The 23,402-nt window shown below is 68.8% G+C and carries 15 protein-coding genes; 10 read left to right on the top strand and 5 right to left on the bottom strand.

The window, feature by feature from the left end; genetic code table 11:
* The first annotated feature begins 251 nt into the window (after positions 1-251).
* A complete protein-coding gene (locus J2X68_RS33215; protein ID WP_310436355.1) occupies positions 252-749 on the top strand; it encodes a hypothetical protein in 498 nt (165 codons plus the stop codon).
* 227 nt (positions 750-976) lie between these two features.
* On the opposite strand, the gene J2X68_RS33210 is transcribed toward J2X68_RS33215, so the two are convergent.
* The 3 genes from J2X68_RS33210 to J2X68_RS33200 form a co-directional block, all read right to left on the bottom strand.
* Positions 977-1,372 (bottom strand): helix-turn-helix transcriptional regulator, encoded by a 396-nt coding sequence (locus J2X68_RS33210; protein ID WP_310436313.1) that lies wholly within the window; start codon positions 1,370-1,372, stop codon positions 977-979.
* Positions 1,373-1,704: 332 nt separating this feature from the next.
* Positions 1,705-3,234: a UDP-N-acetylglucosamine 1-carboxyvinyltransferase gene (locus tag J2X68_RS33205; RefSeq protein WP_310436312.1), complete on the bottom strand. Its 1,530-nt coding sequence runs from the start codon at positions 3,232-3,234 to the stop codon at positions 1,705-1,707.
* Positions 3,235-3,298: 64 nt separating this feature from the next.
* On the bottom strand, positions 3,299-3,499 hold the full coding sequence (locus J2X68_RS33200; RefSeq protein ID WP_310436311.1) for a DUF4236 domain-containing protein: 201 nt from the start codon (positions 3,497-3,499) through the stop codon (positions 3,299-3,301).
* Positions 3,500-4,204: 705 nt separating this feature from the next.
* On the opposite strand from J2X68_RS33200, the gene acnA reads away from it, so the two are divergent.
* From acnA to J2X68_RS33180, 4 genes are all read left to right on the top strand, one after another.
* Positions 4,205-6,922: an aconitate hydratase AcnA gene (gene acnA, locus J2X68_RS33195; protein ID WP_310436310.1), complete on the top strand. Its 2,718-nt coding sequence runs from the start codon at positions 4,205-4,207 to the stop codon at positions 6,920-6,922.
* 337 nt (positions 6,923-7,259) lie between these two features.
* On the top strand, positions 7,260-7,985 hold the full coding sequence (locus J2X68_RS33190) for a response regulator transcription factor (RefSeq protein ID WP_310436309.1): 726 nt from the start codon (positions 7,260-7,262) through the stop codon (positions 7,983-7,985).
* 149 nt (positions 7,986-8,134) lie between these two features.
* Complete coding sequence (locus J2X68_RS33185) at positions 8,135-9,628, top strand: ATP-binding protein (RefSeq protein WP_310436308.1); 1,494 nt, start codon at positions 8,135-8,137, stop codon at positions 9,626-9,628.
* Between the two features lie 636 nt (positions 9,629-10,264).
* On the top strand, positions 10,265-11,329 hold the full coding sequence (locus J2X68_RS33180; protein WP_310436307.1) for a lytic polysaccharide monooxygenase: 1,065 nt from the start codon (positions 10,265-10,267) through the stop codon (positions 11,327-11,329).
* Positions 11,330-11,803: 474 nt separating this feature from the next.
* On the opposite strand, the gene J2X68_RS33175 is transcribed toward J2X68_RS33180, so the two are convergent.
* The gene (locus J2X68_RS33175) at positions 11,804-12,328 is read right to left on the bottom strand and encodes a hypothetical protein (RefSeq protein ID WP_310436306.1); all 525 of its coding nucleotides are present in this window, start codon (positions 12,326-12,328) and stop codon (positions 11,804-11,806) included.
* Positions 12,329-12,439: 111 nt separating this feature from the next.
* Positions 12,440-16,294: a GH92 family glycosyl hydrolase gene (locus tag J2X68_RS33170; protein WP_399041438.1), complete on the bottom strand. Its 3,855-nt coding sequence runs from the start codon at positions 16,292-16,294 to the stop codon at positions 12,440-12,442.
* Positions 16,295-16,732: 438 nt separating this feature from the next.
* Between J2X68_RS33170 and ngcE the strand changes: the two genes are divergently transcribed.
* The 5 genes from ngcE (at position 16,733) to J2X68_RS33145 (ending at position 23,345) form a co-directional block, all read left to right on the top strand.
* Positions 16,733-18,196, top strand: coding sequence for an N-acetylglucosamine/diacetylchitobiose ABC transporter substrate-binding protein (ngcE, locus tag J2X68_RS33165; protein WP_310436305.1), 1,464 nt, complete (start codon positions 16,733-16,735; stop codon positions 18,194-18,196).
* A gap of 45 nt (positions 18,197-18,241) precedes the next feature.
* Positions 18,242-19,168, top strand: a complete 927-nt coding sequence (locus J2X68_RS33160; protein WP_057605787.1) for a carbohydrate ABC transporter permease — start codon at positions 18,242-18,244, stop codon at positions 19,166-19,168.
* Between the two features lie 2 nt (positions 19,169-19,170).
* Entirely contained in the window at positions 19,171-20,103 is a 933-nt protein-coding gene (locus J2X68_RS33155) for a carbohydrate ABC transporter permease (protein ID WP_310436304.1), read from the top strand.
* Between the two features lie 818 nt (positions 20,104-20,921).
* Positions 20,922-22,121 (top strand): ROK family transcriptional regulator, encoded by a 1,200-nt coding sequence (locus J2X68_RS33150; protein WP_310436303.1) that lies wholly within the window; start codon positions 20,922-20,924, stop codon positions 22,119-22,121.
* 123 nt (positions 22,122-22,244) lie between these two features.
* Entirely contained in the window at positions 22,245-23,345 is a 1,101-nt protein-coding gene (locus tag J2X68_RS33145; RefSeq protein ID WP_310436302.1) for a substrate-binding domain-containing protein, read from the top strand.
* Positions 23,346-23,402: the final 57 nt, after the last annotated feature.

The raw sequence follows: 23,402 nt of genomic DNA, 5'->3' as shown, positions 1-23,402 counted from the left end.
ATGTGTCGATGATAATGCCGCAGATGCGAGGCGAAAGTCTCCTGTCGCTTCGCATGAGCCGGAGCTGTGATCTTCAGGGGTGGCATGTGCGTTTGCACGGGAGGCGAGTCCGGGTACCGTCGCTACGGTCCTCCAGGAGGTGGTAGCCCGTGAGCCGGTTCCTCGCACCTGCCGCCGGTTCGGACGCGCACTCGGCCCACGAGGCCGCCGCCGGGGCCGCCCACGGGGCCGCCGGGGCAGGGGTCGATCCGGTGGCGGAACTCGTCCTCGTCGGCGATCCGGCCCGTCCCGCCGGTCTCACAGTGCCCGACCTGCTGGGCCGGCCCCAGCACCGGACCGAGGTGACCTTCGCGTGCGCGCGCACCGGCCTCCGGCGCCACCGCTTTACCGGGCTGCTGCTGTACGAGGTCCTCGCGGACGCGGACCCCCGCTTCGACCCGGCCCGGCGCAAGGACCGTCTGAGCTTCCTGATCGCGGTGTCCAGCGCGGACGGCCACCACGCCCTGCTGTTCTGGGCGGAGATCGATCCCGACTTAGGGCCCGCGCCCGTCCTCCTCGCGGTCGCCGTCGACGACACCCCGCTCGACCGCGCCGGACCCCGGCTCGTCCTTCCGCAGGACCGCTGCGGCGCCCGGCACATCAGCGGTGTCCGCGCGATCCGGGTGGACGGCGGCTACACCCCCTGGCTACAACCTGTGGCCGTGACACACAGCGATACCGGTGCCCCGACTGCACGGAACGCCCGGTGAACAGGCCGCACCTGAGGAGCGTCATGACCGCCCAGCACCAGTCCGTGCGGGCCGGCACGCCCTGCCCCGTGGGCGGCCGCTGTTGCCGACGGCCCGACGGCCCGACGGCCCGACGGTGTCGTACGACGCCCCTGAGCATCCCCCGTGGACCAGGCGCCGTTTCCGCGACGTCCGCCGCCGCGGCGGGCCGAAGCCCCGACCGGTGGTGGCCGCGCGGCACCCCGCTCTCAGGTCCGGTCGATGTGCACGTTCGTCGACTTCACCCGAGCCGTGGCCTCCACCCCGACCTCCAGCCCCAGTTCCTCCACGGCCTCCCGCGTCAGCAACGACACCAGCCGGTGCGGCCCGGCCTGGATCTCCACCTGCGCGGCGACATCACCGAGCTTCACGGCCGTGACGATGCCGGGAAAGGCGTTGCGGACCGAGGTGTACGAGGCGCCCTCCTCGACACCGCCGCTCTGGGCCAGCTCCACCGAGAAGGCAGCCAGATCCCTGCCGTCGATGAGGCGGCGTCCGCCCTCGTCCCGGTGTGTGGCCACCCGGCCCGCGTCCGCCCACCGTCGCGCGGTGTCCGGACTCACCCCGAGCAGACGCGCCGCCTGGCCGATCGTGTAGGACTGCATAGGCGCCAAGATAGGCGATCAACGCGCCCCCGACCGTGCGCAGGGGTCGCAGGGATGCGCAGCCTCCGCCGCCGGGAGGACCCGATGCCAGGCGCTCCGGACGGGCCCCCGGGTCGGATGCTCCGAGACAGAGACAGAAACCGAAACAGAGACAGAGACAGAAACAGAGACAGAGACAGAAACCGAAGCAGGAGCTGAATCAGAAACAGAAACAGAAACACAGTGCCGCCGCATCGCACCGCACCGCAGGCACCGCAGGCACCGCACCGCGCCGCACGACCCCGGACCCGTACGCGAGCAGGTCCGGAGTCGGATGCGGCGGCAATCGCCGGTCAGATGTCCCGGAAGATCTCGATCTGCGCCCCGACCGAGTTGAGCCGCTCGGCCAGGTCCTCGTAACCGCGGTTGATGACGTACACGTTGCGCAGCACCGAGGTGCCCTCGGCCGCCATCATCGCCAGCAGCACGACCACCGCGGGACGCAGGGCCGGCGGGCACATCATCTCGGCGGCCCGCCAGCGCGTCGGGCCCTCGACCAGCACCCGGTGCGGGTCGAGGAGCTGGAGCCGTCCGCCCAGCCGGTTCAGGTCCGTCAGATAGATCGCGCGGTTGTCGTAGACCCAGTCGTGGATGAGGGTCTTGCCCTGCGCCACGGCCGCGATGGCCGCGAAGAACGGGACGTTGTCGATGTTCAGCCCGGGGAACGGCATCGGGTGGATCTTGTCGATCGGCGCCTCCAGCTTGGAGGGCCTGACCGTGAGGTCGATCAGACGGGTGCGGCCGTTGTCGGCCGGGTACTCCGGCGTACGGTCGTGGTCGAGCCCCATCTCCTCCAGGACCGCCAGCTCGATCTCCAGGAACTCGATGGGCACCCGGCGCACCGTCAGCTCGGACTCGGTGACGACGGCGGCGGCCAGCAGGCTCATCGCTTCGACCGGGTCCTCGGACGGCGAGTAGTCGACATCGGCGTTGATGTTCGGCACGCCGTGCACGGTGAGCGTGGTGCTGCCGATGCCCTCGACCCGCACCCCGAGCGCCTCCAGGAAGAAACACAGGTCCTGGACCATGTAGTTGGAGGACGCGTTGCGGATGACGGTTACGCCGTCGTACCGGGCGGCCGCCAGCAGAGCGTTCTCGGTGACCGTGTCCCCGCGCTCGGTCAGCACGATCGGCCGGTCCGGGCGGACGGCACGGTCGACGACGGCGTGATACTGACCCTCCGTCGCCGCCACCTCCAGCCCGAACCGGCGCAGCGCGATCATGTGCGGCTCGATGGTCCGCGTCCCGAGGTCGCAGCCACCGGCGTACGGCAGCTTGAAGTGGTTCATCCGGTGCAGCAGCGGACCGAGGAACATGATGATGGAACGGGTGCGTACGGCGGCCTCGGCGTCGATCGCCGCCATGTCCAGCTCGGCCGGCGGCACGATCTCCAGGTCGACGCCGTCGTTGATCCAACGGGTCCGTACGCCGATGGAGTTCAGGACCTCGAGGAGGCGGTAGACCTCCTCGATCCGGGCGACCCGGCGCAGCACTGTGCGCCCCTGGTTGAGCAGTGAGGCGCACAGCAGTGCAACGCAGGCGTTCTTACTGGTTTTCACGTCGATCGCGCCGGACAGCCGACGGCCGCCCACGACCCGCAGGTGCATCGGTCCCGCGTAGCCCAGAGAGACGATTTCACTGTCCAGGGCTTCACCGATTCGAGCGATCATCTCAAGGCTGATGTTTTGGTTGCCTCGCTCGATGCGGTTGACGGCACTCTGGCTGGTTGCGAGCGCCTCGGCCAGCTGCGCCTGTGTCCAGCCCCGGTGCTGACGGGCGTCACGGATGAGCTTGCCGATGCGTACGAGGTAGTCGTCTGCCATGAGACTGAGGTTATCTCAGATATGAGATGGCGCCTCATGGGGGGTCCGTTCGGGTGACGTCTCGTCAATGGTGCCTGGCCTTACGCGTACGACGCCACCCGAAAGGTCCGGGCAAATCAACCGATGTCGTACGACGTCCGGTGCTGCTGTGCGTGTGGCGCGGTCCGTGCTTGCCGCCGCCGGTCGTGATCGACCAGGAGTGACGATTGATGTTCAGCCGCACCCCGGGAAGGATGCGGAAACTCTTGCGGAAAGTGAGGGGCATTCGAGCCTCCTTGGTCGCGTGGCCTCCGTCCGCACCCGTCTACCCCCACTCGGCGGGACCATGACCGGCCCGTTTTCAAGGCCCCTCGCTCCGGGGCTCGTTCGGGCGTCGAGGTCCCGCTCGGCGGTGCTGACCGGCGCCGCAGCCCACGTCGAGCGTGCGCGTCTTCGGCGGGGCGCTTGGTTCTTGCGGAAACGCTGTTCCCGGGTGGTGGGGGGGGTATCGGCCTTCAAGCCACCCGTACCGCGCATACCGCCCGTACCACCCGTCCCGCCCGCACCGCGCAGGCCGCCCGCACCGCGCAGGCCACCCGTGCCGCGTGCGCCACCCGTACCGCGCAGGCCGCCCCTGCCGCGCAGATCGCCCGTGCTTCCCGTCCCGTCCAGGCCGCCCGAGCCGTGCGTGGCCGAGGTCACGGACGGGGTGTGCCGCACCGGCGGCATACTCGGCAGCGCTCGCGAGGGGGCTGCCGGTCGGGCCGGTCGAGTGCGGCATCCGGCTTTCTCCGGGTGTGGACCGCGAGCCCGGGCATGACCATTCAGCCCCCATGTACTAGAGTTATCTCGACATCGAGATATCTGCCGAGGCGCCCCGCAGCCGCCACCCTGGTAAGGGTTACCTAACTTAGCCTGACCTCAGCGGATCGGCCAAGTCTGCGTGGCGGCAGGATGCGGTGGTAAGCGCACATCAATGAAGGAGACTGTCGTGTCGGCGAACAGCTTCGACGCCCGCAGCACGCTGCAGGTGGGCGACGAGTCGTACGAGATCTTCCGGCTGGACAAGGTGGAAGGCTCGGCTCGCCTTCCGTACAGCCTGAAGGTGCTGCTGGAGAACCTGCTCCGTACCGAGGACGGCGCGAACATCACCGCCGACCACATCCGTGCGCTCGGCAACTGGGACTCCCAGGCCCAGCCGTCGCAGGAGATCCAGTTCACGCCGGCCCGCGTGATCATGCAGGACTTCACCGGCGTACCCTGTGTCGTCGACCTCGCCACCATGCGTGAGGCCGTCAAGGAGCTCGGCGGCGACCCGGCGAAGATCAACCCGCTGGCCCCGGCCGAGCTGGTCATCGACCACTCCGTCATCGCCGACAAGTTCGGCACCAACGACGCCTTCGCCCAGAACGTCGAGCTCGAGTACGGCCGCAACAAGGAGCGCTACCAGTTCCTGCGCTGGGGCCAGACCGCGTTCGACGAGTTCAAGGTCGTCCCGCCGGGCACCGGCATCGTCCACCAGGTGAACATCGAGCACCTCGCTCGCACGGTCATGGTCCGCAACGGCCAGGCCTACCCCGACACCCTGGTCGGCACCGACTCGCACACCACCATGGTCAACGGCCTCGGCGTCCTCGGCTGGGGCGTCGGCGGCATCGAGGCCGAGGCTGCGATGCTCGGGCAACCGGTTTCGATGCTGATCCCGCGCGTCGTGGGCTTCAAGCTCACCGGCGAGCTCACGCCCGGCACCACCGCCACCGACCTCGTGCTGACCATCACCGAGATGCTCCGCAAGCACGGCGTCGTCGGCAAGTTCGTCGAGTTCTACGGTGAGGGCGTCGCCGCCACCTCCCTCGCGAACCGCGCCACCATCGGCAACATGTCGCCGGAGTTCGGCTCCACCGCCGCGATCTTCCCGATCGACGACGAGACGCTGAAGTACCTCAAGCTCACCGGACGCTCCGAGCAGCAGGTCGCGCTCGTCGAGGCGTACGCCAAGCAGCAGGGCCTCTGGCTGGACCCGCAGGCCGAGCCCGACTTCTCCGAGAAGCTCGAGCTGGACCTCTCCACGGTCGTCCCGTCCATCGCCGGCCCGAAGCGCCCGCAGGACCGCATCGTCCTCGCGAACGCCGCCGAGCAGTTCAAGGCGGACGTGCGCAACTACGTCGACACCGCCGACGAGGCGGGCAAGGAGTCCTTCCCGGCCTCCGACGCCCCGGCCAACCACCCCAACGGCGCCCCGTCGAACCCGGTCACCGTGACCGCCCCCGACGGCTCGACGTACGAGATCGACCACGGTGCGGTGACGGTCGCGGCCATCACCTCCTGCACCAACACCTCCAACCCGTACGTCATGGTCGCCGCCGCGCTCGTCGCGAAGAAGGCCGTGGAGAAGGGCCTGACCCGCAAGCCGTGGGTCAAGACCACCCTCGCCCCGGGTTCGAAGGTCGTCACCGACTACTTCGACAAGGCGGGCCTCACCCCGTACCTCGACAAGGTCGGCTTCAACCTCGTCGGCTACGGCTGCACCACCTGCATCGGCAACTCCGGCCCGCTGCCGGAAGAGGTCTCCAAGGCCGTCAACGACCACGACCTCGCGGTCACCTCGGTCCTCTCCGGCAACCGGAACTTCGAGGGCCGGATCAACCCCGACGTCAAGATGAACTACCTGGCCTCCCCGCCGCTGGTCGTCGCGTACGCCCTCGCGGGCTCCATGAAGGTGGACATCACGCGCGACGCGCTCGGTGTCGACCAGGAGGGCAAGCCGGTCTTCCTGTCCGACATCTGGCCCACCGAGGCCGAGGTCAACGACGTCGTGGCGAACGCCATCGGCGAGGACATGTTCAACAAGTCCTACCAGGACGTCTTCGCGGGCGACGCCCAGTGGCAGGCGCTGCCGATCCCGACCGGCAACACCTTCGAGTGGGACGCCGAGTCGACCTACGTCCGCAAGCCCCCCTACTTCGAGGGCATGACGATGGAGACCACCCCGGTCTCCGACATCGCCGACGCGCGCGTCCTGGCCAAGCTGGGCGACTCGGTCACCACCGACCACATCTCCCCGGCCGGCGCGATCAAGGCCGACACCCCGGCGGGCAAGTACCTCACCGAGCACGGCATCGAGCGGCGTGACTTCAACTCCTACGGCTCGCGCCGAGGCAACCACGAGGTCATGATCCGCGGCACCTTCGCCAACATCCGCCTGCGCAACCAGGTCGCGCCGGGGACGGAGGGCGGGTACACCCGTGACTTCACCCAGGCCGACGCGCCGGTGTCGTTCATCTACGACGCCTCGCGCAACTACATCGAGCAGAACATCCCGCTGGTCATCCTGGCCGGCAAGGAGTACGGCTCCGGCTCGTCCCGTGACTGGGCGGCCAAGGGCACCGCGCTGCTCGGCGTGAAGGCCGTCATCGCCGAGTCCTACGAGCGCATCCACCGCTCCAACCTCATCGGCATGGGCGTCATCCCGCTGCAGTACCCCGCGGGCCAGTCCGCCGAGACCCTCGGCCTGACCGGTGAGGAGTCCTTCTCCATCTCCGGCATCACCGAGCTGAACGACGGCACCACCCCCGCCACGGTCAAGGTCACCACCGACACCGGCGTGGAGTTCGACGCGGTCGTCCGCATCGACACCCCCGGCGAGGCGGACTACTACCGCAACGGCGGCATCCTGCAGTACGTGCTGCGCAGCCTGATCCGCAAGTAACCGATCCGGCAAGCGGTTCCGCAACCGATCCGACCGGGCAAGCGGTTCCGCAACCGATCCGACCGGGCAAGCGGTTCCGCAACCGGTCTGATCCGGCAAGCGGTTCCGCAAGCAGTACGGCAAGGCTGTGAGGGCCGCATCCCCGTCAGCGGGGGTGCGGCCCTTCGCCGTACGTCCGCGTCGGTGGCGGTCGACGGGCGTCCCCGCATCCCGGGGGTAGAGAGGGGGGAGCCGCGAGAGGCCATGGATCGGCACAGGTCGGAAGAAACCTGTTTCACACGGCTTCGGCCCAGTCGGAACACAGGGTTCCCTCAGCCGGCGGGGACAGGATCAGGACATGGCTGGCATCTCCGGTACCCGAAGCGGACGGGTCCGCGTTCTGATCGTCGACGACGAGCCCGCGCTCACCGAAGTGTTGTCGGTGGCCGTCACCGAGGCGGGCTGGTGCCCCTTCCCGGCCGCCGACGGACACAGCGCGCTGAGGATCGCCCGCGGCTGCGCCCCGCATGCCGTCGTCCTCGACGGCATGCTGCCCGACCTCGACGGCATCCAGGTGCTGCGCCGTCTGCGCTACGAGAACCCCGAGCTGCCCATCCTCATGCTCACCGCCCGCGACGCCCTGGAGTTCCGCATCGACGGGCTGGCGAACGGGGCCGACGACTACGTCACGAAACCGTTCTCGCTGGAGGAGGTCGTGCTGCGACTGCGCGGCCTGCTGCGCCGGTCCGGCGCCGAACGGACCCGCACCGACGACTCCGTACGTGTCCTCGGCGAGCTGGTGCTGACCGGCGAGTCCCGTGAGGTGCGCCGCGACGGCTCGCGGATCAAGCTGACCGCCAAGGAGTTCGAACTCCTCAGTCTGCTGATGGAGCACCCGCGGCAGGTCCTGAGCAAGACGCAGATCCTCGAACACGTCTGGACCAGTTCCTTCGACGGCGGCGGAAACCTGGTCGAGGTGTACATCTCCAGCCTGCGCCGCAAACTCGACCGCGGCCGCTCGCCCATGATCCACACGGTGCGCGGGCTCGGGTACGCCATCAGGCCGGTGGAGGACGGAAGATGAGGATGTGTCCGAGCGACGACCGCCTGCAGGGCGCCGGTCGGAGAGATCTCCGCAGGAAGGGCGCACGTCCGAGAGGTGTCCGTCCGGGCAATGCAGGTCCGCCGGGTGTCCGCCGGTGGGATGTCCGGAGCCGGGATGCCCGTCCGCGTGTGGGTTCCCTGCGCACGCGTCTCCTGATCTTCATCAGCGTCGTTCTCGTCGCCGTGTGCGCCGTGATGGCCCTCACCGCCGTCTTCGCTCAGCGTGCCTACCTGCTGGGCAACCTGGACGACCGTGTCGCCAACGCCGCGGAACGCAGTCTGGGCGGCGCCTCCCTCCACCCGGACCTGACGCGCGACCTCACGTTTCTCAACGAGAGCGGCCATCCGGCCGGGATGCTCGCCGCCCGTCTGGACGCGGACGGCACCGTCCTCGCGGCGGCTACGGTGGGCCAGGACGCTCCGCCGCAGAATCTGTCGGCCCCCCAGACCGCCGCCCTGAAAGGCATCGAGCCCGACGGCCGTCTGCACACCCGGACGGTCCCCGACCTGGGCACCTATCGCTTCACCGCACTCGACGACAACGGCGTACGCGTGCTCACCGGCCTCCCGATGGACGACGTCCAGGACATGATCAGCGGCCTGGTGGTCGTGGAGGCGGTGGTGGCCGCGGCGGGTCTGGCCCTGGCCGGCTGCGTCTGCGCCGTGGTCATACGACGTCAGCTGCGCCCCCTCGGCAGGGTCGCCGCCACCGCCGTCGAGGTGTCGCACGCCCCGCTCTGCCGCGGCGAGGTAACCGGTCTCACCCGTGTTCCCGAACGGGACACCGACCCCGGCAGCGAGGCGGGCCAGGTGGGCGCCGCTCTGAACCGCATGATCGACCACGTGGAGTCCTCGCTCGCCGAACGCCAGCGCAGTGAGGAGCGGATGCGCCGCAGCGAGGAACGCATGCGCCGTTTCCTGGCCGACGCCAGCCATGAACTGCGCACCCCCCTCGCCTCCATCGCCGGATACGCGGAGCTGATGAACCGGGGCACGGACCGCATCGAACCGGGACTGGCCTGGCGCCGGGTGACGGCGGAGTCGGCGCGGATGACCGGCCTCGTGGAGGACCTGTTGCTGCTCGCCCGGCTGGACGAGGGCCGACCGCTGCAGTCCGCCGAGGTGGACCTCGCGGCGCTCGTCGCCGAGTCGGTGTGGGACGCGCGGGCCGCGGGCAGCGGTCACGACTGGCAACTGGAACTCGTCCTCGACGAGGCGCCCCTGGTCGTCGGCGACGAGGCACGCCTCCACCAGGTCGTCGCCAACCTGTTGGCCAACGCGCGGGTGCACACACCCGTCGGCACGAGCGTCGTGGCCGTGGTGGAGGCGCGACGGGGGATGTGCGCGGTGCGCGTGCGTGACGACGGCCCCGGCATCCCGCCCGACCTCCTCCCCACGGTCTTCGAACGCTTCACCCGCGCCGACCCCTCCCGGGCCCGCGCCACCGCGGGCAGCGGCGCCGGACTCGGCCTCGCCATCGTCGCGGCGATCACCGCGGCCCACGACGGTCGTATCGACGTGCGCAGCGAACCGGGCCGCACGGAGTTCACGGTGGAGCTGCCCCTCGCGGGGGAGACCGGCGCGGACCCCCTCACCCGCAGCCCCCAGGTGTCGGTGAGCTGACCGGAAACGCCGCCGAGGCACTCGACCCCGACGAGCCCCGCCGCACCGCAGGGGCATCGCCCTCGACCTGCTCACCAGGGACAGCCGACCCGTGCCTCTGCGCCGACCCGTGTTGCTGCACCGAGTCGTGCCGCTTCGTCGACCCGTCTGCTGCGAGGGCCCGTGCCCCTGCCCCGACCCGTGCCTCTGCGCCGAGTCGTGCGGCTCCGTCGACCCGTCCGCTGCACGGGCCCATGCCGCTTCGTCGACTCGTGCCGCTCGGCGGTCACTCCGCTTCGTCGGCCCGTGCCGCGCGGCGGTCACGGTCCGCCGAGCCGATCACCGTTTCCGCCCGACACCTCCAGACCTCGCCGAGAGGTCGTCCCGACGTCGCCCAGGCGCCGCCGCACTCCGCTGGCAGCAGCCGTTTCGCGACAGCGCCGTACGCGCCCGTTTACAAGTGGGCCGTACGGCGATACCTTCCGCCACAGGTGAAGTGGGAGCGCTCCCACATCCGCTCGCGTCCGGCGGACCGGAACCTGCCGGGCTCGGGTCCGGGAGGCTCCCACTTCACGCCCCCTCACCCGCATCCGCAGTGCACCCCATGCACGCACGGTCCGTACACGGAAGGCGGATCCATTTGTCATGCAATCTGTCATGATCACGTCAGAGCCGCGATCGAAGTTACGCACCCGGGCCCTCCTCCTCGTCCTCCTCGCGCTGCTGGCCACCGTCCCCGCGCTGGGTCTGATCGTCACGACCGGCGGCAAGGCCGAGGCCCACGGAACCCCCATGAAACCCGGCAGTCGCACGTTTCTGTGCTGGCAGGACGGGCTGACCGAGACCGGTGAGATCAAGCCGGTGAACCCGGCCTGCAAGAACGCGCAGCAGGTAAGCGGTACCACACCGTTCTACAACTGGTTCTCGGTGCTGCGCTCCGACGGGGCGGGCCGCACCCGCGGCTTCGTGCCGGACGGCCAGCTGTGCAGTGGCGGCAACACCAACTTCACCGGTTTCGACGCGGCCCGCAGTGACTGGCCGCTCACCCATCTCACCTCGGGCGCGAGCGTCGACTTCTCCTACAACGCCTGGGCCGCGCACCCGGGTTGGTTCTACGTCTATGTGACCAAGGACGGCTTCGACCCGACCCGGACCCTCACCTGGGACGCGATGGAGAACCAGCCCTTCCTCTCCGTCGACCACCCGCCGCTCAACGGCAGTCCGGGCACGGTCGAGGCCAATTACTCCTGGACCGGGCAGCTCCCGGCGAACAAGTCCGGCCGGCACATCATCTACATGGTCTGGCAGCGCTCGGACAGCGCCGAGACCTTCTACTCCTGCTCCGACGTCGTCTTCGACGGCGGAAACGGCGAGGTGACCGGCATCCACGAACCGGGCAACCCGACCGAGCCCGTGCCCGGCACGTGCACGGCCACGCGGCGGACCACCAACAGCTGGACCGGCGGCTACCAGTCCGAGGTGACCGTCACCAACTCCGGCGACGTTCCGATGCTCGGCTGGATGGTCGACTGGACGCTGCCCACGGGGCAGTCGGTGGCCAGTCTGTGGAGCGGCAACGCGACGTACGACGGGCAGGCGGTGATGGTCCACAACGCCGACTGGAACGGCTCGTTGAGTCCGGGCCAGAGCACGACGTTCGGATACGTCGTCAACGGTGCGGGCGGCGACAGCGCCACGAGTCTTCCGTGCAGGGTCGGCTGAGTGGGGGAGCGGCAGCTCAGGGCGGGCCCGGTGGGCGGTGAGCCGCACGTCCACCGGGCCCGCGAGCCGGGCCTGCCCCGAGGGGGGATCGGGGCGGTCCGGGGTGTCCCCGCCAGGACGGTGCCACGGACGGGGATCGCGATGCGACAACGTTGTCTCGACGTCGCGTGGTCGACCCTACCGGGTCAACGCGTGTAGGAGCCAACCGAGTTGGAACGAGCGGGAACAATGGGAGACGAGTTGGCCGGGACCCGCCGGTCGGCGGCCGACTGTCTGCGCATGTGCTCGCGCAGGGGAGACCCGCGATCGCCTCAGCGGCGGCGAGCGAGCCACTCCGACGAGCGCCCGCTGCCCGCCGGCCGGAACGCGGCCGGCGGCGGACGGGCGGGTCGTTCCCCTCGGACCGGACGGGCGCGGTGTGCTGCAGGGCCCCGCGGGCTGTGCGGCAGGGCCCCGCGGGTGACGCGGGCTTGCCTAGGCGATGGCCGATCCGGTGCCGCGAGCCGCGCCGATCAGGTCGGTGAGAGCCGCGTCGTCGTAGACGGAGATGTCGACGTAAGCGCCTTCGGGCAGGTCGAAGTCCAGGACCTGGTAGTCCAGCACCGCCGTGGTCCCGGGCGGGCTGAAGGTTCCGAGGTTGTGGGTCGAGCCGCCCGAGGTGTAGCTGACCTTGACGTAGTACGTGTCCCCGTCGTTGGCGGTGTCGTAGACCCACAGCTTCTCGTCGTTGGGATGGAATTCCACCTTGCCGACGAATGCCCCCGAGTAGGTCAGTTCCATCTTCACGGCCTGCCCGCCGGCGTCGTTCGCGAAGTACGTGTTGTCGAACGGGTCGGTGAGGTTGCCGCCGCTGCACGGGCAGTTGTCGGTGTCGTAGTAGTACGCCCGGAACTCCGGGTTGGGGCTGTACGCCTGCGCCGGAGCCGCCGTCGCGACCAGGGCGCCCGCACCCAGCGCCGCGCCCGCGAGCAGTCCCGTGAACCGTCTGATGATGGTCATGTACCGCTTTCCCCCTCCATCACGGGCCGCCCGCGCTGTCCGCGGGCGGCCTGATGATTCTGGAACACGGGTGACGCCCGGTACAGCGCGCCCTCGCTTTCGGTTACCGGATCAGGACAACAACTCCACCTCTGCCAAGCTGACTTGAGCCGCCCGGGTGCCGGCGGGCGTGGTGCTCGTCGCGCCCTCGGCGCCCGCCCCGGCCGCGTCGCCGTCGAGGACCAGACGGTAGTGCGCGTACGTGCCCGGCCGCTCGACCGTGAAGGCGCGTGTCTGCCGGTCCCACGGGAAGGTCTCGCCGGCGCGCCGGTCCAGGTCGCTCCACGACAGGCCGTCGGAGGAGCCCTGGAGAACCCAACTCGTCGGCGCCTGCGCGTGGTCGGCCGAGGTGAGTGTGTACTGCACCGCCCTGGTGCCGGTGGTGACCGGCAGGGCGATCGCGCCCGACACCGTCTCCTGCGTCGCCGAGGTGTCGTCGAACAGCGCGCCCGCGACCTTCAGCACGTCCGTGCGCGGCGCCGGCACCTTGTCGTCCTGTGTGATCGAAACCGGTCCCGCGTTCTTTCCCGACCCCCACGACGAGGGCTTCGGTCCCATGTCGAACTCCAGGACCCCGCCCTTGGCGAGCAGTGCGTGGGACAGCGAAGTCGAGGACCAGGCGCGGCCGTTGACCTTCAGCCCCTGCACGTACACGTTCCTGGCGCTGTTCTTGGGAGCCTTGACCACCAGGTCCTTGCCGTTCTCCAGGTGCACGGTCGCCTTGGTGAACAGCGGGGAGCCGACGGCGTACTCGCCGCTTCCCATCACCAGCGGGTAGAAGCCGAGCGCGGAGAACAGGTACCAGGCCGACTGCTCGCCGTTGTCCTCGTCGCCGTGGTACCCCTGCCCGATCGAGCTGCCGGTGTACAGCCGGGCGAGGACCTCACGGGCCTTCGCCTGGGCCTTCCAGGGCTGCCCTGCCGCGTCGTACATGTAGATGGCGTGGTGGGCGACCTGGTTGGAGTGCCCGTACATGCCCATCCGCACGTCCCGTGCCTCCGTCATCTCATGGATGACACCGCCGTACGAGCCCGCGAACTCCGGGGAAGCGGTTTCCGGGGTGGCGAAGTAGGTGTCGAGCTTCTTCGCCAGACCGTCGCGGCCGCCGTACAGGTTGGCCAGGCCGCGGCTGTCCTGCGGGGCGGTGAAGGCGTAGCCCCAGCCGTTGGTCTCGGTGTAGTCGTAACCCCAGACCCGCGGGTCGTAGCTCTCCGACGGCACCCGCCAGTCGCCCTTCTCGTCCTTCCCCTGGAAGAACCCGGCCTTCGTGTCGAAGAGGTGCACATAGCCCTGAGCGCGGTTGAGGAAGTAGTCGGCCTCCTCCCGGTAGCGTTTCTCGCCGGTCTGCCGGTACAGGGCCTGGCCCATGCGGGCGATGCCGTAGTCGTTGAGATAGCCCTCCAGCGCCCACGACAGGCCCTCGTGCGTGGCGGTGCCGGTGTAACCGAGGAAGGGCGAGGTGGACATGCCCTTGCGGCCCACGCCCGACGCCGGGGGGACGACCGTCGCGTTCTTCAGGGCCGCCTCGTACGCCGCCTTGGCGTCGAAGCCGATTCCCTTGACGAACGCGTCGGCGAAGGCGACGTCGGACGAGGTGCCGGTCATCAGGTCGGCGTATCCGGGGGAGGACCAGCGCGAGGTCCACCCGCCGTCCTTGTACTGCTGGACGAAACCGTCGGTCAGCTGCCCGGCCTGGGTGGGGGTCAGCAGGGCGTAGGCCGGCCAGGTCGTCCGGTAGGTGTCCCAGAAACCGTTGTTGACGTAGACCTTGCCGTCCACGATCTTCGCGCCCGTGTGGGTCGGGGTGTCCGGGCCCGGCATCGGTGAGAACGGCGACGCGTACTGGTACGTCGAACCGACCTTCTCGAAACCGGAGTTGGGGTACAGGTACAGCCGGTACAGGCTGGAGTACAGCGTGGTGAGCTGGTCCTGGCTCGCGCCTTCGACCTCCACGGTGCCGAGGAGCTTGTCCCACTGCCGCTGGGCGCGCTGCTTGACCGTGTCGAAGTCGGTGTCCTGCGGAATCTCCTGGCGGAGGTTGTCACGGGCCTGGTCGACACTGATGAGGGAGGTCGCCAGGCGCAGGGTGACCGTACGGTCGGCGCCCGCGTCGAAACGCAGGTAACCCTTTACGCCGCTCGACGCGCCCTCCGTCACCGGGGCGTCGAACTCGCCGTACACGAACAGTCGTGTCGCTCCCGTCGACAGTCCCGACTTCACGTCGGAGTAACCGGTGACGACGCCGGTTTCCTCGTCCAGGGTCAGCCCCGCCTGGTCGGTCACGTTGTCGAAGACGACGCTCGCGTCCGAGCCCGGGTAGGTGAAGCGCAGGGCGGCCGCGTGGTCGGTCGGCGCCATCTCCGCCGTGAGACCGTTCTCGAAACGGACGCCGTAGTAGAACGGGCGGGCGGTCTCGTTTCCGTGCCGGAACGCCAGTGCCCGTGCCGTCCGCCCGGTGTCCGGGACGCCGGCCGCGGCCGACGGCATCACCTGGAAGGTCTGCCGGTCGCCCATCCACGGACTGGGTTCGTGACTCGCGCTGAACGCCTGGATCGTCGGCAGGTTGTCCGCGTTGTTGGCCCGGGCGTAGTCGTACAGCCAGCCGAGCGAGGACGCGTTGGTCACCGGCGTCCAGAAGTTGAAGCCGTGCGGCACGGCCGTGGCGGGAAACGTGTTTCCGCGCGAGAAGCTCCCACTGGAAAGGGTGCCGCGGGTGGTCACCGCGTAGTCCGACAGGTGCGCCTTCGGCGCCTCGGGGGCGGGGGTGCGCAGCGCGATGTCGTCCACCCAGCCGCGGAACCGGGCCGGGCCGCCGGGGGAGTCGTAGGCCACGAGGATCCGGTCGACCGTCTTCCCGGCCGCCACCGTCCCGATCCCGGACCTCACGTCGTTCCACTGGTTGACGTACAGCACCTTCGCGGCGCCCTGGCCGCGGGGCGACAGCGGGAAGCCGTACTGGTCGGTCGCCCCGAGCCCGCTCAGATACGTGCCGTCCGTGAAGGCCAGGTCCACGGAGACGTTCGTCGCGGCGTAGTCACGGTCGCCGTCCGCCATCCCGGGGAAGATCCGGTACGCCAGCTCCGTGCGGGAGCCGACCCGGACGTTCACGTCGAAAACCTTGTTGTACGAGTAGGCGTGGCCGGAAGCGGTGTGCCGACCCGCGTAACGCAGCGCGCGTCGCCCGCTGAACCCTGCGCCCGCCTTCGCGGTCGGTGAGCCGCTCGGGCCCCGGTCGACGACGGTGAGCATGTCCGGCGGGACGGGCCCGTCGCTGCCGCCCGTGCCGAACCGCACGTCGGCGAGCTGGAGGATGCCGGCGCCGTGGTTGCGGGTGACCTCCAGCCGGAAGTGCCGGTACTCGGCCGGGGCCGCGAGGGTGTACGTACGGGTCTGGAACCGCTCGGCGAACGACTCCCCGGAACGGGTGTCGAGCGGTGTCCACGCGGTGCCGTCCGCCGAGCCCGAGAGGGTCCAGTCGGCGGGGTCGCGCTCGGCGACGTCATTGGCCGAGGTGAGTGCGTAGGTGCTGACTGGCGCGGGCTCGTCGAGGTCGAACTCGGCCCAGCCGGTGGTCGCGAAGGCCAGCCACTTGGTGCTCGCCTCGCCGTCGACGAGGTTCTCCTTCACCTCGCCGCCGGCCGTGTTCTCCGCGCTCGCCCGGACGTCCGTGACCCGGTCGGTCACATCGCCGGGGAGCCCGCCGCCGTACCCGCCGTCCACGCCCGAGGCCCGTTTGCCGCCTCCGGGCGTGGTGTCGACCGTGCTCTGCCAGTCGGGGGCGTGTTGACCCGTCTCGAAGGACGAGGCGAACCCCCGGCTCGGTACCGGCACCGGGGAGGGCAGCGCGACCGCCGTCCCCTGTGCGCCGACCGTCATAACCAGGGCGGCCGTGATCACGACCGCCCGCAACCGTCCCAACCGTCGCATGCGTGAGTACCCTCCCCGCGCCGGACAACGCCCCGGACAACGTTGTCTTCGTGGTGCGCAGGAATCAGTAGGTGGCCAAGTGGACAGTGATGTCAAGGATGTTGATTGCGCCAGGCGGGGCCCATGTCATGCAATTTTCCGGCAAGCCACCCACCGGCCGGTCATATTTCCGGGAGGTCTCAACTCGGAAAAGACCAACGGCCAACCTTGCATTCGATCTTGCTCAGTTGGCAAGAAGTGGACTATACCTGTCGGCGATTCACCGTCGATTCCGGCGGTGCCGTCCGATCGCGTGATGGTCGATCGCCCGCTGCTGCCCGCACGGCGCCGGCCGCATGATTCCGACCGCATGATCCGCACGACCCTGCTTGACCTGACCGCGGTGCCGGGAAGGATCCGGTGCACCGCCTGAGTCCTGGAGAAGGCGAGGACTTGAGCATGGGATCCCACTCCGAGAACATCGGCTCCGACAAGAACGGCTCCGCAGGTGTCGGCCGCCGAGATCTGATCAAGAGATCCGCGGCGCTCGGCCTGATCTCCGTCCCGACGATGAGCTTTCTGTCCGCCTGCGCCAGCAGCGGCGGGGGCGACGAGGACAAGGCCAAGGCCGGGAAGAAGACCGCGAAGAATCCCCTCGCGGTCAACGAGACCGCCCAGCTCGAATTCGTCCTGTTCGACGGCGGTTTCGGCAAGGAGTACGCCGAGGACGCGGTCAAGATCTACGAGAAGGGCTTCCCCGGCGCGAAGGTGAAGTTCTCGGCCACCCAGAAGATCCAGTCGACCCTCCAGCCCCGCTTCAACCAGGGCACCCCGCCCGACCTCATCGACAACTCCGGCGCCGAGCAGATGGACATGGGCGTCCTGGTCGGCAAGAAACAGCTTGCCGACCTCACTCCGCTCCTGGACGCCGCGTCCTACGACGACCCGAACAAGAAGGTGCGCGACACCCTGCGGCCCGGCATCGTCGAGATGGGCCAGTTCGACGGCGACCCGGTCTGGATCATGTACTACGCCTACACCGTCTACGGCGTCTGGTACTCGCAGAAGGCCCTGGACTCGCTCGACGCCACGTACCCGGAGACCTGGGACCAGATGCTCGCGGTCTGCGAGAAGGCCAAGAAGAAGGGCATCGCGGGCTGGACGTACGCGGGCAAGTACCCGTACTACCTCCCCTTCTCGCTGTACCCGATGATCGGCAAGGTGGGCGGTCGCGAGGTCCTCGACGCCATCGACAACCTGGAGCCGAACGCCTGGAAACACCCGGCGGTAAAGGCTTGCTTCGACGCCTACTACGAGCTCTACAAGAAGGGTTACGTCCTCAAGGGCACCCCGGGGCTGGACCACATCCAGTCGCAGACCGCGTGGGCCAAGGGCAAGGCCCTGTTCATCCCCAACGGCTCCTGGGTGGAGAACGAGTCGGCGAACGTCATCCCCGCCGACTTCGACCTGGCCGTCTCCGCGCCCACCGGCATCGACTCCTCCGACAAGATGCCCTTCGGGACCATCTGGGCCTCCGGCGGCGAGCCCTTCGTCGTGCCGGCCAAGGCGAAGAACGCGGCGGGCGGCATGGAACAGCTGCGCATCATGCTCAGCGAGGCGTCCTCCAAGAACTTCACCTCGAAGGTCAAGTCGCTGACCGCGTACAACGGCGGCACCGACGGCATCACCCTCACCCCCGGCCTCAAGTCCGGTGTGGCGGCGCTGGACAAGGCCGGCGAGAACGTGGTGAATCCGCGACTTCAGGACTGGTATGTCCAGTTGCAGAAGGAAAAGATCGGGGTGTCCGGCCTGGGCGAGATGATGGCGGGCCGACTGACTCCGGCCGAGGCGATCAAGAAGATCCAGGGCTATGCCGACGAGGCCGCGAAAGACACGTCGATCAAGCATTACAAGCACCAATGACGGCGAGAATCACGGCGAAGTGTCCATAAAAGCACCGGAGTGGCGATGCAGCACGGCAAGTACCGGTTCATCGTGGGGTTCCTGGCGCTCCCCCTGGGACTGTACGCGCTCTTCGTGGTGTGGCCGTTCATCCAGTCCATCTACTACTCGTTCACGGACTGGACCGGCCTGAGCCCCGAATTCAAGATGGTCGGCCTGGACAATTACCGGAGGATGCTGGACGACGAGATCTTCTGGAAGTCCTTGCAGCACAGCTTGATGTTCGCGGTCGTGCTGCCGCTGGTGACGATCAGTCTGGCGCTGTTCTTCGCCTTCATGATCAATGTCGGTGGACGGCGGAGGAGGGGCGGCCCGGTGATCTCCGGGGTCCGCGGTTCCTCCTTCTACAAGATCGTGTACTTCTTTCCCCAGGTGCTGTCGATCGCCATCGTGGCGCTGCTGTTCGCCTTCGCGTACAACCCGGACAGCGGCGCGATCAACTCCTTCTTCCGCGGCGTCGGACTGGACGGCCTCCAGCCGCTCTGGCTCGGCGATCCGGATCTCGCGCTGTGGTGCGTGATGGCGGTGCTGGTCTGGTCCACGGTCGGCTTCTTCGTGGTCCTGTTCTCGGCGGGCATGGCCTCCATCCCGGCGGACCTGTACGAAGCCGCACTGCTGGACGGCGCGGGCCGGGCCGCGACCTTCTTCCGCATCACCCTGCCACTGCTCTGGGACACCGTGCAGTCGGGCTGGGTCTACATGGGGATCCTCGCGCTGGGCGCCGAGTCGTTCGCGGTCGTGCAGATCATGACGACCGGGCCCGGCGGTCCCGACTACTCGACCACCGTCATGGTCCTGTACGTGTACCAGAAGGCCTTCCGTGACGGCCAGGCCGCCTACGCCACCACCATCGGCGTCGCCCTGCTCATCGTGACGCTGGCCTTCGCCGCGGTCGTGATGCGGCTGGGACGGCGCGAGCGGCTGGAGTACTGACGATGAAGACGACCGAATCCCCCGCCCCTCCGCCGGCCGAGTCCGGCTCGGCTGTCCCCGTGACGAAAATCGACCTGGCCGCCAGGAAACCGTCTACGGGGAAGAAGACGGAAGGAAACGTTCTCAACGCCTTCTCCCACGGCATCCTGGTCATCTGGGCGATCATGGTCGTGCTGCCGTTGCTGTGGGCGGTGATGACGTCCTTCAAGGACGACAGCTCGATCTTCGGCTCACCCTGGTCGCTGCCGGACAAACTGCACTTCGACAACTGGTCACGGGCCTGGACCGAGGCCAACATGAGCGACTACTTCCTCAACACCGTCCTGGTGGTGGGCGGTTCCCTCATCGGCACGCTGGTCCTCGGTTCCATGGCGGCCTACGTCCTCGCCCGGTTCGACTTCCCGGGCAACCGCTTCATCTACTACCTCTTCATCGGGGGCATGAGCTTCCCGATCATGCTGGCGCTGGTCCCGCTGTTCTACGTCGTGAACAACATGGGCCTGCTGAACTCCATCCACGGCCTGATCCTCGTCTACATCGCCTACTCACTGCCGTTCACGGTGTTCTTCCTGACCGCCTTCTTCCGCACGCTGCCGACCTCGGTGGCGGAGGCGGCCTTCGTGGACGGCGCCTCGCACAGCCGTACGTTCTTCCAGATCATGGTGCCGATGGCCAAGCCGGGCCTGATCAGCGTCGGCATCTTCAACTTCCTGGGCCAGTGGAACCAGTACATGCTCCCCACGGTCCTCAACACCGACCCCGACAAGCGCGTCCTCACCCAGGGCCTGGTCCAACTGGCCGTCAGCCAGGGCTACAAGGGTGACTGGTCGGGGCTCTTCGCGGGCCTCGTGATGGCGATGCTGCCGGTGCTCGCCGCGTACATCGTCTTCCAGCGGCAGGTCGTGCAGGGACTGACCGCGGGAGCGCTGAAGTAGGAGCGCGTCCGAGGGAGGGGCGGGCGGGAGGCGGGACCTGCCCCGAGACACCCTTCGGGTCTGCGCGGGCACCCGCCCCACGGGACCGCCCGCGCGGACCGACCCGCCGCAACCGCCATCGCACTCGTTGCGCCTGCCGCCTGCCGCCTGCCGCCTGCCGCCTGCCGCCTGCCGCCTGCCGCCTGCCGCCTGCCGCCTGCCGCCTGCCGCCTGCCGCCTGCCGCCTGTTCGTGGTGGCGCGCACACACTCGCGGGGCCCGCCTCCGCCGCCGTACGAGGGCTGCGCCGGCCTTCCGTCAGCGACGGTCCCCCAGTTGTTTCTCGCTGTTTCTCGCCACTGAAGCCGTGGGCCGGCGTTCCCCCGCCGTTCGCGTCCTCGCCGGTCTGCCGCCGAGGCTCCGCGCAAGGCCGCGTCACGTGACATCCCCGCCGGACGTCGGCCGCTCCGCCTCCGGGTCCCGGCTCCCGTGAACGAGACGAAACCGGCTTCGCCTTCATTTCCTGGCCCCCGACGGTCACCCGCCCACCCGCCGCCCCACCCCTTTCCCGGCCGCTCACCCGGCGCTCACCTCCGCGCGCGCCCTGTCACGACCCCTTCCCGCCCCGTCGCCGCCCGCTCGAACCCCTGACCGCAACGCCCCGCAACCGGTTCCGCACACCCCGCGACCCCCGGTTCCGCCACCCTCCGTGTCTCTTCGCACGCATGCGGATACTGTTCAACCTCTTGACGGGAGGCGACCCGAACGGCTCAGCTTAGAGTTCACTAGTTGGACATAGACGGGGCCTCATCGAAGCGGTCCCGCGCGCAGGAGGTCGTCGTGGAGACTCCGGGGTCGCAGTCGTCGCTGCACCGAGCCAACCTGGAGCGAGTCGTACGCGCCGTGCGTTTGGCCGGGTCCCTCACGCAAGCGGAGATCGCCCGGACCACGGGCTTGTCCGCAGCTACCGTGTCCAACATCGTGCGCGAGCTCAAGGACGGTGGGACCGTCGAGGTGACGCCCACCTCGGCCGGCGGACGTAGGGCGCGCAGCGTCAGTCTGAGCGGCGACGCGGGCATCGTCATCGGGGTGGATTTCGGGCATACCCATCTACGCGTCGCCGTGGGCAATCTGGCCCATCAGGTCCTGGCCGAGGAGTCCGAGCCGCTGGACGTGGACGCCTCCTCGACCCAGGGCTTCGACCGGGCGGAACAGCTGGTCACGCGCCTGATCGAGGCCACCGGCGTGGACCGTACGAAGGTCGCGGGAGTCGGTCTCGGCGTGCCCGGGCCCATCGATCTGGAGTCCGGAACACTCGGCTCGTCCGCCATCCTGCCCGGCTGGATCGGCACCAGGCCCGCCGAGGAGATGAGGGGCCGCCTCGGCGTGCCCGTGCACGTGGACAACGACGCCAACCTGGGCGCCCTCGGGGAGATGGTCTGGGGCAGCGGCAGAGGGGTGCGCGATCTCGCGTACATCAAGGTCGCGAGCGGTGTCGGCGCCGGTCTGGTGATCGAGGGCAAGATCTACCGGGGTCCGGGCGGCACCGCCGGAGAAATCGGACATATTACACTTGATGAGTCCGGCCCCGTCTGCCGCTGCGGAAATCGGGGCTGCCTGGAGACCTTCGCGGCGGCGCGCTATGTGCTCCCGCTCCTCCAGTCCAGCCACGGCACGGATCTGACGATGGAAGGCGTCGTGCGGCTGGCGAGGGACGGCGATCCGGGCTGCCGTCGGGTGATCGCCGACGTCGGCCGCCACATCGGCAGTGGAGTCGCCAATCTCTGCAACCTGCTGAATCCGAGCCGAGTGGTCCTGGGTGGTGATCTCGCCGAGGCCGGTGAGCTGGTGCTCGGTCCCATCAGGGAGTCTGTCGGCCGCTATGCGATCCCGAGTGCGGCGCGTCAACTTTCCGTTCTTCCAGGGGCACTTGGTGGCCGTGCCGAGGTGCTGGGCGCACTCGCTCTCGCACTGAGCGAGATGGGCGATTCAACCCTTTTGGACGGCACGCTGAACGCGGCGACACCTGCCTTCACTTAGAGAACGAATGAGGCCGTTGCCATCTCGTTAAGTATTTACTTCTTGACGTCGAACTTGCGGCCGAGTTGACTTCGAGCCACCTCGGCCGCAGCGTTGCGGCCCTGTCAGGGAGGCACACCTCAAATGAACGCAATGATGCGTAGAGTCGTGATCGGCGCCACCGCCGCGTCCATGGCGCTGTCGATTGCCGCGTGCGGCAAGGCGGGCGACGACAAGGACAGCGACTCCGGCAGCAGCAGCAAGGGCGACAAGTCCATCGGCCTGCTGCTCCCCGACAGCGTCACCGCGCGGTACGAGAAGTTCGACAAGCCGTACTTCGACGCCAAGGTCAAGGCGCTCTGCTCCGACTGCAAGCTCGAGTACGCGAACGCCGCGGCCGACTCCGCCAAGCAGGCCCAGCAGGTCAGCAGCATGGTGACCAAGGGCGTCAAGGTCATCGTGATCTCCGCCCAGGACTCCGCCGCGATCAAGTCCTCGATCCAGTCCGCGGTGGACAAGGGTGTCAAGGTCGTCGCGTACGACCGCCTCGCCCAGGGCCCCGTCTCGGCCTACGTCTCCTTCGACAACGTCAAGGTCGGCGAGCTCCAGGGCCAGGCCCTGCTCGACTCCCTCGGCGCCAAGGCGACCACGAAGTCGAAGGTCGTCATGATCAACGGTGACGACGCCGACCCGAACGCCGGCCAGTTCAAGGAAGGCGCGCACAAGGCGCTCGACGGCAAGGTCGACATCGCCTACGAGCAGTCCGGCCTCTGGAAGGACACGGTCGCCGCGCAGAAGATGTCCGCGGCCATCACCCAGCTCGGCGCCAAGAACATCGCGGGCGTCTACGCCGCCAACGACGGCATGGCCGGTGGCATCGCCAACACCCTCAAGGGTGCGAAGATCAGCGGCATCCCGCTGACCGGCCAGGACGCCGAGCTCGCGGGCATCCAGCGCATCGTCGCCGGCACCCAGTCCTCCACCGTCTACAAGGCCTTCAAGCCCGAGGCCGAGGCCGCCGCCCAGCTCGCGGTCGACCTGCTGGAGGGCAAGGACATCAAGGCCCTGGCCACCGAGACGCTGACCAGCGGCTCCGGCGACAAGGTCCCCTCGCAGCTGCTGACCCCGGTGTCGGTCACCAAGGCCAACATCAAGGACACGGTGATCAAGGACGGTCTGTACACCGTCGCGGACATCTGCGCCGGCGAGTACGCCGCCGCCTGCAAGACCGCCGGAATCCAGTAGTCCGCCGGTCCTCTCGTAGGCACCCGGTCCCGAGGGCCCCGCTCGAGTCGCTTGTCG

It is taken from the genome of Streptomyces sp. 3330 (assembly GCF_031456635.1).
Taxonomy (GTDB): domain Bacteria; phylum Actinomycetota; class Actinomycetes; order Streptomycetales; family Streptomycetaceae; genus Streptomyces.
Note: the sequence above shows the minus strand (reverse complement) of the source record. Positions and strands in the feature narration are given on the sequence as shown.